Annotated in this window: 18 protein-coding genes; 11 read left to right on the forward strand and 7 right to left on the reverse strand. The window is 46.5% G+C overall.

The genetic code is table 11. The annotated features are described in order from the left end of the window. Nucleotides 1-224: 224 nt before the first annotated feature. Nucleotides 225-935, forward strand: a complete 711-nt coding sequence (sfsA, locus tag DP_RS00515) for a DNA/RNA nuclease SfsA (protein WP_041277434.1) — start codon at nt 225-227, stop codon at nt 933-935. Here the strand turns inward: sfsA and DP_RS00520 are convergent. The 3 genes from DP_RS00520 to lepB are packed head-to-tail and all read right to left on the reverse strand — an operon-like array spanning nt 898 to nt 3,827. Then, nucleotides 898-2,163 carry a dihydroorotase gene (locus tag DP_RS00520; protein ID WP_011187350.1) on the reverse strand — a complete coding sequence of 422 codons (1,266 nt, stop codon included), beginning with the start codon at nt 2,161-2,163 and terminating at the stop codon, nt 898-900. The two genes, sfsA and DP_RS00520, sit on opposite strands and share 38 nt — an antisense overlap. Nucleotides 2,164-2,165: 2 nt before the next feature. Further along, nucleotides 2,166-3,122: an aspartate carbamoyltransferase catalytic subunit gene (locus tag DP_RS00525; RefSeq protein ID WP_041277435.1), complete on the reverse strand. Its 957-nt coding sequence runs from the start codon at nt 3,120-3,122 to the stop codon at nt 2,166-2,168. A gap of 60 nt (nt 3,123-3,182) precedes the next feature. Continuing rightward, on the reverse strand, nt 3,183-3,827 hold the full coding sequence (lepB, locus tag DP_RS00530; RefSeq protein ID WP_011187352.1) for a signal peptidase I: 645 nt from the start codon (nt 3,825-3,827) through the stop codon (nt 3,183-3,185). A gap of 354 nt (nt 3,828-4,181) precedes the next feature. On the opposite strand from lepB, the gene pilM reads away from it, so the two are divergent. Genes pilM through DP_RS00565 form a run of 7 tightly spaced genes read left to right on the forward strand, consistent with a single transcriptional unit; the run spans nt 4,182 to nt 11,466 of the window. Continuing rightward, entirely contained in the window at nt 4,182-5,240 is a 1,059-nt protein-coding gene (gene pilM / locus DP_RS00535; RefSeq protein WP_156792165.1) for a type IV pilus biogenesis protein PilM, read from the forward strand. 27 nt (nt 5,241-5,267) lie between these two features. Next, a complete protein-coding gene (locus DP_RS00540) occupies nt 5,268-5,843 on the forward strand; it encodes a PilN domain-containing protein (protein ID WP_011187354.1) in 576 nt (191 codons plus the stop codon). 18 nt (nt 5,844-5,861) lie between these two features. After that, a complete protein-coding gene (locus tag DP_RS00545; protein ID WP_156792166.1) occupies nt 5,862-6,479 on the forward strand; it encodes a type IV pilus inner membrane component PilO in 618 nt (205 codons plus the stop codon). A 10-nt stretch (nt 6,480-6,489) separates the two neighbouring features. Further along, nucleotides 6,490-7,014 carry a pilus assembly protein PilP gene (locus DP_RS00550; protein WP_041277436.1) on the forward strand — a complete coding sequence of 175 codons (525 nt, stop codon included), beginning with the start codon at nt 6,490-6,492 and terminating at the stop codon, nt 7,012-7,014. Between the two features lie 3 nt (nt 7,015-7,017). Beyond that, a complete protein-coding gene (locus tag DP_RS00555) occupies nt 7,018-8,844 on the forward strand; it encodes a secretin and TonB N-terminal domain-containing protein (protein WP_011187357.1) in 1,827 nt (608 codons plus the stop codon). A 52-nt stretch (nt 8,845-8,896) separates the two neighbouring features. Continuing rightward, the gene (gene mshL / locus DP_RS00560; protein WP_011187358.1) at nt 8,897-10,576 is read left to right on the forward strand and encodes a pilus (MSHA type) biogenesis protein MshL; all 1,680 of its coding nucleotides are present in this window, start codon (nt 8,897-8,899) and stop codon (nt 10,574-10,576) included. A gap of 50 nt (nt 10,577-10,626) precedes the next feature. Further along, nucleotides 10,627-11,466 (forward strand): hypothetical protein, encoded by an 840-nt coding sequence (locus DP_RS00565; protein WP_011187359.1) that lies wholly within the window; start codon nt 10,627-10,629, stop codon nt 11,464-11,466. Nucleotides 11,467-11,549: 83 nt separating this feature from the next. Here the strand turns inward: DP_RS00565 and secB are convergent, their stop codons facing one another. The 3 genes from secB to DP_RS00580 form a co-directional block, all read right to left on the reverse strand. Beyond that, complete coding sequence (secB, locus tag DP_RS00570; RefSeq protein WP_011187360.1) at nt 11,550-12,020, reverse strand: protein-export chaperone SecB; 471 nt, start codon at nt 12,018-12,020, stop codon at nt 11,550-11,552. 130 nt (nt 12,021-12,150) lie between these two features. Then, entirely contained in the window at nt 12,151-14,982 is a 2,832-nt protein-coding gene (gene uvrA / locus DP_RS00575; RefSeq protein WP_011187361.1) for an excinuclease ABC subunit UvrA, read from the reverse strand. A gap of 37 nt (nt 14,983-15,019) precedes the next feature. Then, complete coding sequence (locus DP_RS00580; RefSeq protein ID WP_011187362.1) at nt 15,020-15,472, reverse strand: CoA-binding protein; 453 nt, start codon at nt 15,470-15,472, stop codon at nt 15,020-15,022. Nucleotides 15,473-15,826: 354 nt separating this feature from the next. Between DP_RS00580 and glyQ the strand changes: the two genes are divergently transcribed. Further along, entirely contained in the window at nt 15,827-16,699 is an 873-nt protein-coding gene (gene glyQ, locus DP_RS00585) for a glycine--tRNA ligase subunit alpha (RefSeq protein WP_011187363.1), read from the forward strand. On the opposite strand, the gene DP_RS00590 is transcribed toward glyQ, so the two are convergent. Further along, a complete protein-coding gene (locus DP_RS00590) occupies nt 16,675-17,043 on the reverse strand; it encodes a hypothetical protein (protein ID WP_156792167.1) in 369 nt (122 codons plus the stop codon). The genes glyQ and DP_RS00590 overlap by 25 nt on opposite strands. 107 nt (nt 17,044-17,150) lie before the next feature. Here DP_RS00590 and DP_RS00595 point away from each other — a divergent pair, with 107 nt between their 5' ends. Next, nucleotides 17,151-18,053, forward strand: coding sequence for a DMT family transporter (locus DP_RS00595; protein ID WP_011187364.1), 903 nt, complete (start codon nt 17,151-17,153; stop codon nt 18,051-18,053). A 2-nt stretch (nt 18,054-18,055) separates the two neighbouring features. After that, nucleotides 18,056-18,505, forward strand: a complete 450-nt coding sequence (dtd, locus tag DP_RS00600) for a D-aminoacyl-tRNA deacylase (protein WP_011187365.1) — start codon at nt 18,056-18,058, stop codon at nt 18,503-18,505. The last annotated feature ends 21 nt before the right edge of the window (nt 18,506-18,526 follow it).

The raw sequence follows: 18,526 nt of genomic DNA on the forward strand, positions 1-18,526 counted from the left end.
CCTTTCTTTATAGAATGGAAACATAATTGCAACTGCGCCTGCTGCTTTGCCATAAAGCCCAGTTGTACGATTAACAACACCTACGGTACAGCTAAAAGGCAATCTCAAAAACTACCTACTGTCTTATCAAGAGCATATCACTCAGACCTGTCAGCGTGCCACCCTCTTTAGCACCAAGGCAATTGATATGCAATATAAATTTTACTTATAGAAGAGATACTTATATGGACTTCTCACAAGGACTCACCCCGGCAAGACTCATCAGAAGATATAAACGGTTTTTAGCGGATGTAGAGATCGAAGATGGTACGATCATAACAGTCTACTGCCCCAATACGGGCACCATGCGTACCTGCTCAACACCTAACAGCCCCGTTATGCTCTCCATCTCCGACAACCCCAAGAGAAAATACGCCCACACCCTGGAGATGATCTTTGAAAATCACACTTGGATAGGAGTTAACACAGGGCGGACAAATAGCATCGTCGCAAAGGCCATTCTCAATGGCAGTATAGCTGAATTTTCTGGAGCTACCAAGGTGCAGCGAGAGATAACCGTCTCCAAGGGCAGTCGATTAGACCTCCTTGTAGACCATGCGGATCAAAAAAGCTATATTGAAATTAAAAATTGTTCCATGGCGGAAAATCGAAGGGCAATGTTCCCCGATGCAGTCACTGCCCGCGGCACAAAGCACCTACGAGAGCTTATCAAATTAGTGAAGCAAGGAGAAAATGCCTACATATTCTTTCTTATCCAACGAGAGGACGCCGATTCCTTCTCGCCGGCAACCCACATAGATCCCCTCTACGCCAACACGCTGAAAGAAGCACTGCAACAAGGAGTGCAGGCACTGGCCTACCAGGCAAGCGTCATTCTCCGAGCGCTTCCAATCATCCTCAACGGCAGTAACTCTCCTCACCTGCCACAAAGGTAAGAGTGGCAGCGCCCTTAAGCTTCCAACCATCAAAGGGAGAGTTTGCCCCCCGGGAACGGCCTTCTGCAATAAGGAAGGTATGTTCCAGCTCGGGATCAATTACGGTAACATCTGCAATAGCACCTACCCCCAGTTCACCACCGGCAACGGAAAGTATTTGGGCTGGTACTGAACTCATCAGTTCCACAAGGCGTGATGGAGTAAGAACACCATCACGAACAAGGGCAAGAGAGAGACCAAGAGATGTTTCAAGACCCACTATACCATTTGCCGCATACTCAAAGGTCACCTCTTTCTCAACAATGGAGTGAGGTGCATGATCGGTGGCTATGACATCGAGAGTTCCATCGGCTAAGGCCTGACGAATTGCCTGGCGATGCTCCTCAGTACGTAGAGGCGGATTCATTTTGGCATGGGTGTCATATCCGATCACTGCATCATCGGTCAAAGAGAAGTAATGAGGTGCCGTCTCTGCTGTCACCGGCAAACCACGTTTTTTCGCATCGCGAATAGCAGCCAGAGATTCTATACAGCTCACATGAGCAATATGGAGGCGAGCCCCGGTCAGCCCAGCCAGGGCAATTTCACGCTGAACCATAATCGATTCGGCAACGGCAGGAATACCCTTAAGACCAAGACGAGTCGCAACCAGACCCTCGTTCATGCAGCCTCGCTTACTCAGTGTTGGCTCCTCTGAATGAGAGATAACAAGCATATCATGGCTCTTGGCGTACTCCATGGCCCTGCGCATCAGCTGACTGCTTACCACCGGATTACCATCATCGGTAAGGGCAACAGCACCAGCATGCTTCATATCAGCATATTCAGCGAGACTCTCACCCTTAAGGCCTTCACTCAGCGCCCCAACAGGATAGACACGGGCAGCAGCCCCCTCGCTTTTTTCAAGGATATAACGGGTAACAGATCCGGTATCATTGACAGGATCGGTATTTGGCATACAGGCGACGGCAGTAAAACCACCAGCGGCAGCCGCATCGGTACCGGTTACAATACTCTCCTTATACTCTTCACCCGGATCACGCAGATGCACATGCATGTCTATCAGACCAGGCACCACCCACTTACCGGCAAGATCATAGATCTTTGCATCTTCCGGAACAGTCTCCTGAGGAGCAATGATCTGACCATCTTCCATCCAGATATCCGCATCTTCATCACGACGATTACGCGGATCAATAACCCTGCCACCCTTTAATATAATGATCATAACTAAACTCCCTGCTCCTCACCATTTCTATTGCCACCTGCAACCAGGTAGAGAAGTGCCATACGTACGGCAACACCGTTAGTCACCTGATCAAGGATTACAGAACCCTTTCCATCGGCCACATCGGGATTGAGTTCCACCCCCCGATTCACAGGTCCCGGGTGCATGATGATAACATCATCTGCTGCCCGCTCCAGAAGCTTTTTATTGACCCCATAACAGATGGAATACTCGCGAAGACTCGGAATCAACGGATCATTCTGTCTCTCCTTTTGAATGCGGAGAGCCATGACCACATTAGCATCCTGCACAGCCTCTGCAACAGAACTATAGACCTCCACCCCCATCGCCTCTATCCCCATGGGAATAAAGGTAGCAGGACCGGCAAGGCGAACCGTGGCTCCCATCTTGGTGAAACCAATGATATCAGAGAGAGCAACACGACTATGGGCGATGTCACCAATAATAGTAATAATCAAGCCCTTGATAGAGCCAAAATTATCCCGTACGGTCATCATATCAAGCAGGGCCTGACTTGGATGTTCGTGAGTACCATCACCTGCGTTAATGATAGATGCATCTATATGTTTGGCCAAAATTTGAGCAGCACCAGAACTCGAGTGACGCAGGACAATCGCATCCGGTCGCATCGCCTCAATATTACGAGCTGTATCCACCAGGGTTTCACCCTTGGTGGTAGAACTGGTGGACCCTGAAATATTAAAGGTATCTGCACTCAATCTCTTCCCGGCAACTTCAAAGGAGAGACGCGTCCTGGTCGATGGCTCCAGAAAAAGATTCACCACCGTTTTACCGCGCAGTGTTGGCACCTTTTTTATGGAGCGCTCTGATATTTCTTTAAACGATTGAGCCGTGTCAAGGATATGGACAATATCCTCCGTAGACATCTGCTCAATGCCAAAAATATGTTTATGTGAAAAACAGTATGTGGAATCCATATGCTCTATTTTTATAAGGTGTTTATAAAGATGCCTGTCCCAACAAAAAGACAAACATGACTAATCAACCAACCTACCAATCCGCGCCCATTTTATAGACGTCCACCTATCAAGTGAGAAGAGGGGTTGCTTGATATTCCAAGACCAATAGAGAACAAATGCCTCACCCAGTATGGCCTTTTTATTCACAAATCCCCAAAAACGACTATCATAGCTATTGTCACGATTATCCCCCATGACAAAAATGCTTCCATCCGGCACCAAAATGGGGCCAAGATTATCCCGGGGACTCTCACCACGAGGCAACATTGGAGAGTCAGTCACATAGGCATGGGAATCGTCAACCTTCTTCCCATTAATATAGATGACCTTGTTCTTTATTACAATTTGATCACCAGAAATACCAACAACTCTTTTTATATAATCAATGGAGGGATCTTTAGGAAAACGAAAAACAACAATATCTCCGCGTTCAGGAGTACTTATGGGAATAATGGTTTTTCCAGAGAAAGGCGTTTTTATACCATAAATAAACTTATTGACCAGTAGGTGATCACCAATTTGCAGGGTAGGAAGCATTGAGCCAGACGGAATTTTAAAGGCCTGAACGACAAAAGTCCGGATAAAAAGAGCAAGAATAATGGCTACCACAATAGCTTCCACATATTCTCGCACGACCGATTTACCGTTTATATTTTTCCCCAAAACAAACCCCTTAAAGTGTAGGTATGAGTACCTCTAAATAGAACCGCATACAAATCTTGCCCAAGCTACTGCAATTTTTTTTTTATTACAAGACTGTTATACAGCTCTATTATGCAAAAATATAAAAAAAGAACAAGATCCTAACAATAATCTGGCAGAAGGATAATAAATAAATTAACAGTAATTTACCGATATATCAGAAAACAAAGAAGGCCAATACCCCTCATTTGAGCCCTTGACAAAGGGCTAATTCTATGTCCTAAATAACCTATAAACTTAGTTTCTTAATGAGGTTCATCGTTCGTCACATTTTTTGTGCCTACATGATGCTGTTTTTTTTCACTTAGGATGATTATGCAAATACCATTTCTATCCCGAAATAAGCTTGTTGTCGGCATTGACATCGGCTCTCACTCGGTAAAAATTTGCCAACTCAAAAAAAATGGTAGCAGATATAGTCTGCTCTCCCTAGGCACGGCACTTCTTCCCGAAGGCGCTGTTGATGACGGTATCCTTAATGAACCATCTTTGGTCGGTGAAATAGTAAAAAACCTTCTACAAAATTTACGCATACGGAATAAAAAAATTGGTTTTTCTATCTCTGGCTACTCTGTTATTGTAAAAAAAATTGTTCTCGATGCCATGGAAGATGCCCTGCTAGAAGAACACATCCTGGCTGAAGCTGAACAGTATATCCCCTTTGATCAGGATGATGTCTACCTCGACTTCCAAGATCTTAAGACCAACACAGATCCTCAGGACAGAACAGACATAATGCTAGTAGCGGCTAAAAAGGAGGTCGTCCAGGATTATCTGTTCATGTTTGAAGAACAGGGTCTTACTCCGGTTCTGGTTGATGTTGATGGCTTTGCCTTCGAGAATGCATTTGAGCACGCCCACCCCAACGAAAAAGACGTTGCTCTCGTTAACATAGGTGCAACGACGATGAATATCAATCTTATCTCCAACGGTATTTCCGTTGTAGCAAGAGATATAGCGCTCGGTAGCCAACAGCTCACAGAGAAAATTCAGGATAACCTCGGCATCGAATTCAAAGAAGCCGAAGATATCAAGCTCGGAATAAGTCCTGCCGGGAAAAGCCAGGAACAGATAAGGGAGATATTCAACTCTACCTGTTCCTATTGGGTACTTGAGATTAAAAAATCTATTGATCTTTACCATGCCAACCATCAGGACAGACCACTGCAAAAAATTGTCCTTGCCGGCGGCGGAGCAAAGGTATCTGGTTTTGCCGATTTCCTCTCCCAGGAGACAGGAATTGACGTTAAAATTTTCTCACCCTTTAAGGGTATTGATATTGATGAGAAAAATATCGATCCAGACTATCTCGCAAGTATTGGACCAGAAATGGCAATTGCCACCGGCATTGCTCTTCGAGAATCCGTTATTTAATCACTATGGAATACACTCGGTAGACTTATGCTCAAAATAAACCTTCTGCCAATCAGGCAGCTTAAAAAACGTGCTGAGGCAAAAAAACAGCTCCTTATGATCTTCATAAGTCTCTGTTTTATCATCTTTGCCTGCACCCTCGTTGGCATTCACCAATCGGGCACAATCGTTGATCTGGAAGATTCTATCAGTCGCCTACACAAGGAAAAGAACTCCTATAACCCCATATTGAAAAAGATAGAAAATCTCAAAAAACACAAGGCAGAGCTAGAGCGTAAAACAGCAGTTATCAAAACGCTCCAGCTAGACTCTTCGCTCTCCATGCATGTTTTAGATGAAGTTTCAAACTCTGTGGATAACAAGAGAATGTGGATCAACTCTCTCGACCAAAATGGTGGCTCACTACGAATTTCAGGAATTGCCCTCGACAACAGGACCATTTCTGACTTCATGAATACCCTAAAGAGCTCCCCCTTTATCAGAGAAGTCAACTTAACAGGCACCTCCATGCAACAGGTTTCCGGCAGAAACCTTAAGAAGTTCTCTCTTACATGCGCTGTTTCTGTTCCTCAGCAGAAAGTAGCACAGGTAAAAAAGTCATAAAGGTTGCCCAGAGATACTATGAATATTAACTCAACATCACTCACATCTTTTCTCGACAAAAAATATATCCCTCTGCAGCCCAGGGTGAAAATAGCTATAGCTGTGGCCATCCTTACCATCCCCCTATTGGCCTTTATCTTCCTCTACTCCCTGCCCAACAATGAGAAAATCACTCGTCTGCAACAACAAGAAAAAAATACTCAGCAGACAGTGACGGTGGCAAAGAATAAGGCTGCCAACCTGGCAAAATTTCAAAAAGAGGTCGAGGCAACTACCCTGGACTTTGAGACACAAGCAGCCCTTCTGCCAAAAGAGAAGGAGATCCCAAAACTCCTCAAAGATATTTCAGCTCTTGGTAGCAACACGGGCCTCGATTTTATCTCTTTTAAACCGCTGGCCAACAGGCCAAAAGACTTTTATGCTGAAATCCCCATATCCATTCAGGTACGTGGACCTTATCATAATGTTGGTTCTTTCTTTGATCAGATAAACAAGTTAGAAAGAATTGTTTCTGTAAAAAGCGTAAAGATGACTTCCCCAAAAAAAGAAGATGGAGAAATGCTCTTAACCTCAAACTGCCAACTGGTAACCTACCAATTCACCAATATTGAGTTACCTAAAAAGCAAAAAAAGTAAGCATAACACTATGAGAATACTCTCTTATAAAAAAAAATCACCGAAGGCTAAAGGCATATACTATCTTCTACCCACCGGTATATTATTAGCACAGACATGCCTTGCCAGCATAGCTCCCTCTTCTCTCGAAACGGCAGCAGATTCTTTTTTAAAAGATCAGGCCAGCTTCGAATATCAAATGGAAAACAGGCAGGATCCCTTTCTTCCCTTTATCAAGGAACAACAGGCCAGTACCCAAGCTAACATGGATGAAATTGTTGACTCGGAAGAGACCTTATTTGGAATGAGGCTGTTTGAGCCGGATCAACTCAAGCTGGTCGCCATCCTGGCAACACCTGAAAAAAAGGTAGCAATGGTTCAGGATCTTATAGGACAGGGATTTACCATAGAGACCGGCACTCTTATTGGCAAACGTGGCGTCGTCAAAGATATCACTGCTAAATCAATAATTATTGAAGAAACAGCCACAAACAGAGCTGGAAAGAAAAAAATAACTCAAATTATTATGGCATTAAAGTCAGAAGGAGAAGAGTAAGCAATGTACAAAAAACATAACACACGACATATCTTTGTGTTCTTTTGCGTCCTGTTTGCCCTGACAGCAGCCAATTCCCTCTTTGCTGCCACTGCAACAGACTTCAGCATCGACCAGGCTGATGCCAGCATCGACCATGAAACACTATCGCTTCTCCTCATGGGCAAGAGCACCCCGGTCTACACAGTTACAGAGAGATTTTCTCCCTTTCGAGTTGTTATCGATATCGCCAATGCCACCTTCAGTGGAGATATTACTCCAGATAAAATTCTTCCAAAAAATAAATTTGTTACGCTCAAGGTGACTGACCATAGGGCAGGTAACACAGCAGCAACCCGCTTGGAATTCACTCTAGATAACAGCCACAACTACCGGGTCATAAATCGTCCCAACGGTTTAAAAATTACCTTTGCCCCCATAAAAAACGAGCTGGCAAAAGAACTGACCAGAATAACTGCATTTCAAGTCATAACAGCAAGCAAAACGACAACTATCAAGATCGTCGCCAATAACAAAATCACAGATTACCAGGTAGACACCCTGAAAAAGTCAGCAGGAAAACCACCAAGAATGTATATCGATATTAACGAGGTGGATATCAGCCAACTTATACGGACAAAAGAGATAGGCACCTCCGTTGCGACAGTTCAGGCCGTACCCAGAGGCAATGGGGTACGAATTATTTTTGATTCTTCCTCCGAAACACTTTTTCACTACAGCATCCAATCAAGCCTCGAAGGGCTCAATGTAATTATTAATGAAAACAGCCAACCCCACCAGCAGTCAACGGATAACACCCTTAAAAGTCTCATAGATTCTTCAGAAAGACTTGCCAACAGTGCAGGCGTATCCCTACAAAATGGCAAAAGCCCAACAAAACCCAATAAGCTCCAATCTGTATTTGCAGGCTACGACCGCGAACGTATCAGCGTTGATTTTTTTAAGATCGACCTGCACAATGTATTCAGACTCCTCAGAGAGGTTTCCGGGCAAAATATTATTGTTGATGAGAGTGTCACCGGCTCCCTCACCCTGGCGCTTAAAGATGTACCCTGGGACTTTGCCCTTGATATTATACTCAATCTCAAAGATCTTGAAAAAGAAGAACGATTTAACACCATTGTGATCTATGCCAAAAATAAGGCCTTTGTCTGGCCAAATCAATCTGTTGGCAGCCTCACCATCGAAGAGTCGCCCGAGATCATTGCCCACGAAGAGTTAATCATCGAGCAGGCTGCCCAACAGCCTAAAGAAATTCTTCAAGCCAAGGAATTTTTAGCCCAGGCGCGCAAGGCTGAGAAAAAGGAACAATTTGAAATAGCGGTAGAACTCTATAATCAGGCCCTGAATCTCTGGCCGGAAAACACACAAATAGCCAGCAGAATTGCCACAATATACCTTGTTGATCTTGGCATGAATGCCAAGGCTCTCTACTACGCCCAAAAGGCACTGGCAATCAATGCAAGCGACAGCAGAGCCGCTCTCTATGCTGCCATCAGCTCGGCCAATATGGGTCGCGTAACTCAGGCTTCTGAATTTTTCAGGCAAAGCATCAGTGGCACCCCCCCAGCACAAGAGGCTCTGGCCAGCTTTGCCGCATTCAGCGAAAACAACAACAACAACAGAGCAGCCCTTATTCTCCTCAAAAAACTCCAAGAAGAATACGGCGAGACCCTCGATAACATGATTGCCATTGGCCGAATTTATGACAAGCAAGGTCAGTACCAAAAGGCAAACAAACAGTATAATGCCATATTAAACTCTGGCTTTCAGTTGCGACCATCACTCAAAAAATATATTACAGAAAGATTACAGGCACAACTCAACTAGCATCTTATGAGTCATAACTTTCAACATAAACTTTGCATTCCAAGAGGTTTTTATGAAGTCTATAAAAAATATTTTTCTCTCCGGTAGCCTCTTGCTACTTATCTTAACAGTCTCTGCCTGTGGCGTCAGCAAGCCTGTTCAGCCCACAACTGGAGAGAAATCTCAGCAGGCTATTGAGACGGCAGATATTAGCCCGACACCGACGAAGATAATCCCCTCAAGACCGAAACCACTACCGGTGCAGTATCAAACACCCCGGTATAAAGTTGACCAGGAAGAGTTCGGCAAAGAATTTTCAGAAGAGGCCACCTCGGTGAAGGTTGGTGCCACCATCCGTTCAAGCCGTGGCCCTCAACCCCTTGCCGATATCATCAAGCGCCTGGCAAGCCTGAAAGATATGAATGTTTCCTGGGCAAGTGATGTCAACCGTGATGTCCTCGTCGATGTAGATATCCAGGCAGGCGACGATTTTTATGAGTCCCTTGATAACCTGTTGCGCCAGGTAGATTACTTCCATGAAATACAAAATAATACTATCATTGTCCGCTATAAGGAGACCCGTCAGTTTCATGTTGCCATGCCATTTATCAAAAGTGCCTACAATACCGCAACGGGTGGGAATATGCTGGGCAACAACGAGGAGTCAGAGAATATCAATGGTACCGTGGAAATAAGAAGTGAGGATAATGCCTTTGATATCTGGGATAATATCCAGGGCAACATGGATGCCATCCTCCAGACCTGGAGGACCAATACCATTGCAGGGGCGACTGCCGACGATCTGGCAGATCCTGACGCTAACCCTGAGGCAGAAGAGCAGAGTCCCACGGCAACCAGAAGGTACGCTGCAGGTGGGGCCATGTATATCATTGATAAACCCATCGGTCTCATCACGGTTTCAGCACCTCGAAATGTCCTGGACAGACTTGATGCCTATTTTTTCAGCCTTAAGAAAGAGCTCTATAAACAGATCGCCATCGATGCCAAAATCATTGAGGTTACCCTCAGCGACGCCTCAAGTATCGGTATTGACTGGTCAAATGTCCTAGGAGGAGATGGGTTTAAATTGGGAGGAAAAGTTAATTATGGCGATGCGACAGACGCTATCTTTCACAATGGTTCAGGCTTCCTTGACACCATCACATTAGAGTCCACCGATTTTCATGTGTTAATAAAAGCCCTGAACGAACAGGGCGACACCAAGGTGCTCTCCAACCCCAAACTCAGCGTCATGAACGGCCAGCCAGCCCTGATCTCCGTGGGCAGAAGCATCACCTATATCAGCGAGATTGAAGCCGATAGAGATACAAGTAGCATCGGCACCAGCACCATCACCTATACTACAGAAACCGACAGCCTCCTCTCAGGTCTGGGTCTTGGTATCACGGCCACCGTCCTCGATGACAGTGAGATCATCATGAACCTGGTCCCCGTCACCTCGGAACTTGTTCCCTTCAAAGACGGAGAGGAAATAGAATATAGACAGGTAGGCGATGATGGTGCCTCCGTGGGCCTTCCCGTACTCAATGTCCGAGAGATGAGCACCACGGTACGAGTCAAGGATGGTGAGACCCTGATCATAGGCGGACTTATCTCCGAGTCGAATAGCACTACAGGTTCTTCGGTACCCATCCTCGGCAGCATCCCCGGACTCAAATACCTTTTTGGCTATGAGGGAAAATCAAAACAGAAAAAGGAGCTGGTTATTCTTATCCAGCCACGAATTATATAGGGCATTAACAAGGTCAGCCATTTCATTAATTATAAATAGGGGAATATCTCATGTTAACTAGGTTGCAACTTCTTTGCATCGGTTTTGCTATGCTACTGGTAACGGGCTGCGGTCAAACCGTAACAGAAAAAGTCAGCCTCACCCCAACAGCTCCTTATAATGCAGTTGGTAAAGGAAAGACCGTCGTCATCCTGCCCTTTGCAGACTATGCTGACAGTAGTGTTGACTCCGCCAGAAGAAGAGACATCGCAGTAACCGAGGCCATCACCGATATGTTGGTGCTCAATGGATTTGCCCTGCCCGTACAGGATGACGTACTCTCCTATCTGCAAAAGAGAGGGATTATTACCTCTGTCCAGCAACAAGCCTCCCTGCAGAGAGAGATCGACACAGATACCTGGTCACAACAGATGGAAGACATCTTCCGTGCTGAAATTTCACAACAGAACAAGATGAACCGCAAAACCTCAGGACTTGACCCCAAAGCAATTGCCAGGATCGGCAAAACCTTTGGCGCAGACTATATTATGCGTGGCCGGATCATCGAATACAAAAAACGCGCCGATGCCTCATGGGCGCCCTGGAAAAGAGGCCTTTTGCCATTCTTTGGTGAAGGTGCCAGCAGAATACTCTTGGGTTTTGCAGACTCCGATTCCTACGACGGCCAGAGCGCATTTGCTGAAGGCACACGGGTAGATGGCATGGTGGAACTTCGCATCTGGGTACAAGAGGCGGTGACAGGCGATGTGGTATGGACCAATCATACCAATATCGAAACTGGGCGAAGATCTTTCTTCGCTGACCCACAGCACGATGCCCTATTCAGCAAGGCAGTACAGCGTAATGCCTGCCTCCTGATACATGATTTCGCCAGAAACGGCATTCAATAATCTCTCATTTCTTGAACAAAAAAAGATAAAAAAAAGGCCCTCTCGAAAACGAGAGGGCCTTTTTTTTACCACCTTACTCACTGCTAGTTTGCTGTCTGCTCCTGCTCCTGCTTCTTGGCACCCTGAAAGAGGGCCATGAAGTTTACTGGCTCCATCAAAAATGGGGCAAAACCACCGTCTACAGAAACCTGGCTGGCAATTTGTCTGGTAAATGGAAAGAGAAGGGTCGGGCAATCCACGGCAAGAACCATGGCCAAATGCTCTTCCGGAATATTTCTCACCCAGAAAATTGCCGCATGCTCAAGTTCAAGGATAAAAAGGGTCTTGGCACCATCGTCGGCAGTTACCTTGGCGTTAATCTCAAGGCTTACTTCCCAATGATCATCATCAACCTTCTTATTATTGAGCTGAAGATTAAGTTCTACCTTAGGCTCTGACCCGCCATCCAAAAATACCGCAGGTGCGCTTGGGCTTTCAAAACTGAGATCTTTGGTATACATCTTCTGCATACGGAACTCTGGGTGCGCAGCTTGCTTCTCATTGGTCTCTGCCATTGGACAATCCTCTTATAAAAAATTTATATTAAACTACAAAATCACCTGCAAAAAATAGCCTCTCATATAAACGCACTTTTCCTGGACAAGCAAGCCTTTCTCATACATTTTTAGGGGATAAGAGGCAAAATCAGAGGACATGACGGAGAAATCTGCCAGTGTGGGAGGCAGCAACCGTGCACACATCCTCCGGCCTTCCCTGAGCAATAATCTCTCCGCCACCATCACCACCCTCCGGACCGACATCAATAAGCCAATCTGCGGTTTTCACCACATCCAGGTTATGCTCTATCACAACCACCGTATTTCCTGCCTCTACCAATCTATTCAAAACATGGAGCAGATGCTGAATATCTGCCGGATGAAGACCTGTGGTCGGCTCATCGAGAATATAAAGGGCTTTGCCCGTGGATCGTCCCGACAGTTCACGGGAGAGTTTCACTCGCTGGGCCTCTCCACCGGAGAGAGTCACAGAAGATTGCCCCAGGGAAATATAGGAGAGGCCCACATCAAAGAGGGTCTGTAAACGTCTTTTAATAAGGGGCACATTTTGAAAGAACTCCAGAGCCTCCTCCACCTTCATGGCAAGCACCTCATGGATATTTTTGCCACGGTACTCTATCTCAAGGGTTTCACTATTATAACGACGGCCCTTACATGTTTCACAGACTACATAGACATCGGGCAGGAAGTGCATGGAGATTCGATTTACCCCCTCACCATCACAGGCCTCGCAACGACCACCCTTGATATTAAAACTAAAACGCCCAGGCTTATAGCCACGGGCCCGGGCCTCTGGCAAAGAGGCAAAAAGCTCCCGAATAGGGGTAAAGACACCGGTATAGGTTGCAGGATTAGATCGTGGCGTTCGGCCGATGGGGCTCTGATCAATATCAACAATTTTATCTATCAGATCCAGGCCGCTCACCTCTGTCCCTCCCTGCTGAAAGCTCGCCATCCTCTTCACCAGACCCGCATGGGCATAGCGATAAAGAGTCTCCATCACCAGTGAACTCTTGCCGGATCCTGAAACACCGGTAACACAGGTCATCACCCCAAGAGGAAAGGAGACATTCACCTTCTTCAGATTATTCTCAATGCCATTTTTCACCCTGAGATTCCTCTTCTTGGCCTTAGAGACAGGTCGGCGTTTAGCCGGTACGGCAATCTCTTTACGCCCGGAGAGATAGGCCCCGGTAATGGATTTTTCATCCTCCAGCAGGCCTTGAACGGAACCATTATAGACAACCTCACCACCATGCACTCCGGCACCGAGCCCCATATCCAACACATGGTCGGCAGCCAAAATAGTCTCGGTATCATGCTCCACCACCAAGACGCTATTACCCAGATCACGTAGCTCCACCAGGGTCTTGATAAGCTTCTCATTATCCCTCTGGTGCAGACCGATACTTGGTTCATCAAGAATATAGAGCACCCCGGCAAGACGGGAACCTATCTGCGATGCCAGACGAATACGCTGCGCCTCTCCACCGGAGAGGGTTCCAGCACGCCGGGACAGGGAGAGATAGCCCAGACCAACATCGGCCAAGAAGGAGAGTCTATCGGCAATTTCCTTCAAAATAGGACCACCGATCTTCTCTTCCCGTTCGGTGAATGAGACTTGGGCCAACTCCCGGCGTAGCTGCTCAATGGAAAAGCCGACAAGATCGTATATCGACCAGGGCCCCACCTTAACGGCCAAGGCCGTAGGCTTCAGGCGTGCGCCCCCACAGGTCGGGCAGACCTGTTCGTTCATATACTTACCGAGCTCTTCCCGGATCATGGGAGACTGGGTCTCATGGAAACGACGATTCAGCTGGGGAATAATCCCCTCAAAGGGCTTTTCCGAGGTCATCTTCCTTCGGCCCTTCTGGTAATGAAAGATAATCTCCTCAGCGCCCGAGCCATGGAGCAGTATCTCCTGAATTCGAACGGGTAGACCCTCAAAGGGCGTCGTCAAAGAGAAATGATAATGCCTGGCCAGAGAGGTGAGAATATGGCCCGTATAGGACATCTCCTCACGCCAGGCCCAAGGAGCAAGTGTCCCCTCGACGATGCTCTTGGCAGGATCAGGGACCACCAGAGCAGGGTCAAAGAACTGCTTCACCCCAAGTCCACCGCAATCGGAACAGGCACCCAAGGGATTATTAAAGGAAAAGAGCTGAGTAGAAAGAGGCGGCATAGAAATACCGCAGTGATGACAGGCGGCATGCTCGCTAAAAAGCTCAAGGGAGTTATCCTCAGGATAGAGGACTGCCAAAAAACCCTCGGTAAGCCTCACTGCGGTGCTGATAGAATCAGACAGTCGCCTGCCAACGCCCTCTTTCAGCACTATTCTATCCACCACCACCTCGATGGAGTGCTTATGATTTTTATCCAGCTCAAGGTCCTCATCGGCATGAACAATATCGCCATCAACCCGGATACGGACAAAGCCCTCCTTGCGTATCTGGGCCAAAAGCTTTTCATGTCGTCCCTTACGCTCTGTTACCAGAGGAGCAAGCAAAACGACCTTGGTGCCCGCAGGCTTTGCCAATAATATATTAACCATATCCTCTATGGACTGGGACTGGATCTCTTCTCCACACTGGTGACAGTGAGGACGACCACAACGGGCAAAGAGCAGACGCAGATGATCATAGATCTCCGTTACCGTCCCTACGGTCGAACGAGGATTATTGTTGGTTGTCTTCTGCTCAATGGAAACGGCTGGCGATAAGCCCTCAAGAGAATCAACGTCGGGTTTATCCATCTGCCCTAGAAACTGACGGGCATAGGTGGAGAGAGACTCAACATAACGACGCTGCCCCTCCGCATAGAGGGTATCAAAGGCGAGGCTTGATTTACCGGAACCAGAAAGACCAGTAAATACAACGAATTTATTACGCGGAATATCAACATCTACATTCTTCAAATTATGCATCCGCGCACCCCGAATGCTTAATATTTGCGGTTCCATATAAGCCCTCTACTCCTGCTACTGACAGTAGTATCTTTCATATCTTTTTACAGACGACAGCCCTGAAGAGTAACACCTCCCCTGAACCCCTGATGATCAACCCTTTAATACATCTATCCATCACCACAACCAGCCCAGCCTGTCTAGCCTCTGCAGCGGCCACCTCATGACGTATCCCCTCTTGCATCCAGACAGCACGGGCGCCAAGGGCTATGGCCCCCTGAACAATCGGCGGCACCGCCTCTGCTCGACGAAAGATATTAACGATATCTATTTTGTCAGGAATCTCCAACAGGGAGGCATAACACCTCCTCCCCAGGATTTCTGTTTGCCCAGGATTAACGGGAATAACGGTAAATCCCTCGCCTATGAGATAGCGGGCAACCATATTACTTGGTCGCTGCTCCTTGGGCGAAAGACCTACCATGGCAATAGTTCTGGCTGTTTTTAATAACTCTTTGCGTATGGCTACTGTTGTATCAATAAGCATTGTATCCTCAAGTGGTTAGAGTTTTAAGTTACCATAGGGACCAATAACAAGCTTAGATAATGAGAACTATTCCCACCTTTGTCAAGTGTCACCTCCACCCAGACACAGACATGGAGACGTTTCACGGCAGGGCAAATTGTTGCAATTTGGGCTAGAAGAGATTCTTTTCCCAGGCTTAAAAACAATAGAATAAATTTCTATTTCTCTTTGTCCCTTATCGTATTTTCTCGCCTTGTTGTTCTTGCGTCACTATGCCGAAAGTTATATACTAGCGAATTTGAAATATTGTTATCAGGAAACCCAACTTTGAGTTCTTAAGCAGGGAACTCAAGCATAAAATACAGAGGCATAAAAATGAATTTCCAAAATATTATTTTTGAACTTAACAACTATTGGGCCGAGCAGGGTTGTGTTGTCCAACAACCCTATGACATGGAAGTGGGTGCCGGAACATTTCACCCAGCCACCCTACTGCGTTCACTGGGGCCAGAACCATGGAAGGCGGCATACGCTCAGCCATCAAGACGGCCAACAGATGGACGCTACGGCGAAAACCCAAACAGGTTGCAACATTACTACCAGTATCAGGTAGTGATGAAGCCATCGCCACTCAATATCCAAGAACTGTACCTTGGTAGCCTCAAACGCTTTGGCCTCAACCTTCTCGAACACGACATCCGTTTTGTTGAAGATGACTGGGAATCACCGACCCTTGGTGCCTCCGGACTCGGTTGGGAAATTTGGCTCGACGGCATGGAAATTTCCCAATTTACCTATTTCCAACAGGCAGGCTCCATCGATCTCACGCCCACCACGGTCGAGATCACCTATGGACTTGAACGCATAGCCATGTATCTACAGGGCGTAGAAAGCGTCTACGACATTGCCTGGAACGACGAGGTCACCTATGGGGAGATCTTTCATCAGGCCGAGGTTGAGTTCTCTACCTTCAACTTTGAAGAGGCTAACGTAGAAAAGCTGACTGACTTCTTCAACTCCTTTGAAGAAGAGGCACATAAGCTCATTGCCAAGAAACTTATTCTTCCCGCCTACGATTACTGCCTCAAATGCTCACACACCTTCAATCTACTGGATGCCAGAAAGGCAATCAGTGTAACAGAACGCACCCGCTATATTGGCAGAATTCGTAACATCGCCCGAGGCGTTGCCGAACAGTACGTCATTCAGCGTGCGGAGCTTGGTCATCCACTGATCAAAAACAAATAGGGCCGTAGAGATATCCCCTCAAGAGAGGGGATATCAGCATTACCAATCCCTGATAATTGACCCCGCAAGCACTCTTCATTCTTCACGAATTCAGGCTTATAGTTCTTCATAAGCATTCGTGTCTGTCCTAGCCATTCATCCTTTGAGGTCACGATAAAAAACGGTTGATTAGGCAGGTGCCTTATGATGAAGTAATGGGCATTGGTGGTAATTAATATATCATCGATGACTTCATTTTCAGCAAGAAGACTCATCGCCTTCTCATTTGATTTTACAATAAAGACAAGACAGGCGGAGGCCATTTGCGCCACAAGTCCCTGGAGTTTATTGATCAAGCTCAACAAAAAGCAACCCTAACAAAAGAAAAGAATACCACTCTATCTGACTAATGTGAATTAGATATTTCTTGAAGCCCCTCAAACAAAACCATATCTCATAGTTAGGAACGTTCATGCCTGAAAAAACAGCTCGCCCCCTACTCATCTACCTCTACTTAACTCTCACCATGTTTTTTTGGGCAGGTACATTCGTCGCAGGCAGAATCCTAGGGCAGAACCTACCTCCGAGTGTAGCCGGTTTTCTTCGTTTTTTTGTTGCCTCTAGCAGTCTTTTTCTCGTCCTTAGGATAAAATTCGGAGCCATACCACGACCGGAAAAAGAACAACTACTCCCCCTCCTCCTCCTTGGTTTCACAGGTATCTTTGCCTACAACATCTTCTTTTTCAAAGGATTACAGCATATCGAAGCTGGCAGAGCCGCCCTCTTTATCGCAGCCACGCCACTGATGATTACCATTACCGCAACCCTTTTCCTCAAGGAGAGACTCTCCTTGAAGGGATTTCTGGGCGTACTCCTCTCCTTTACCGGAGCCGTGATAGTAATCAGCAATGGACACCCAGAAAAAGTACTGCAGGGAGGCTTTGGCATAGGCGAGCAGTCCCTGCTTGGCTGTGCAGCAAGCTGGGCAGCCTACACCCTGGCCAGCCGTAAGGTATTAATCTCCATGTCACCTCTTTCAGCAGTCTGCTTCTCATGCATGTTGGGAACAGCAATGCTCTTCCCCTTTGCCATAGGCGATGGTCTCTTTACCCTTATGCCACAGATTACGGACCTAGGCTGGATCTGCGTACTCTATATGGGGGTCGGCGGCACAGCCCTTGGCTTTTGTTGGTACTACAAGGCCCTGAAAGCAATCGGCACGACCAAGACATCAATATTTCTCAACCTTGTCCCTATCTTCACCCTGATTCTGGGCCATTTCATTCTCGGAGAATATGTCAACATCTCTGTACTTGCAGGCGGACTGCTGGTCTTAACAGGTGTAACAATTACCAATTTTCAAAAAGATAATTAACTATGCGAGCTGTCATTCAACGAAGTAAAGAGGCCTCGGTCACCGTAGCAAATAATATTGTCGGCGAAATAGAGCATGGCCTTGTGGTTTTTCTCGGCGTGCAGGCAAGCGACACGGAAAAAGAGATCAAATGGATGGCAGAGAAAATACGCCATCTGCGTATTTTTGAAGACGATGAAGGAAAAATGAACCATTCATTACAAGACAGGGGGGGAAAGATGCTTATTGTCTCCCAATTCACCCTCTATGGTGACTGTCGAAAAGGTAGGCGCCCCAGTTACTCCCAGGCCGCCAACCCCGAATTTGCCAAAAGGATTTACGACCTCTTTATAGAAGAGGTCAAAAAGAGCGGTTTAGAGGTGGCGACGGGAATATTCCAGGCTGACATGGATGTACAACTCATAAATGATGGTCCTGTTACCATGCTACTCGATTCAGAAAAGATCTTCTAACAGCTACAGACCCATATTTTT

Origin of the sequence: Desulfotalea psychrophila LSv54 (assembly GCF_000025945.1) — a bacterium.
Classification (GTDB): domain Bacteria; phylum Desulfobacterota; class Desulfobulbia; order Desulfobulbales; family Desulfocapsaceae; genus Desulfotalea; species Desulfotalea psychrophila.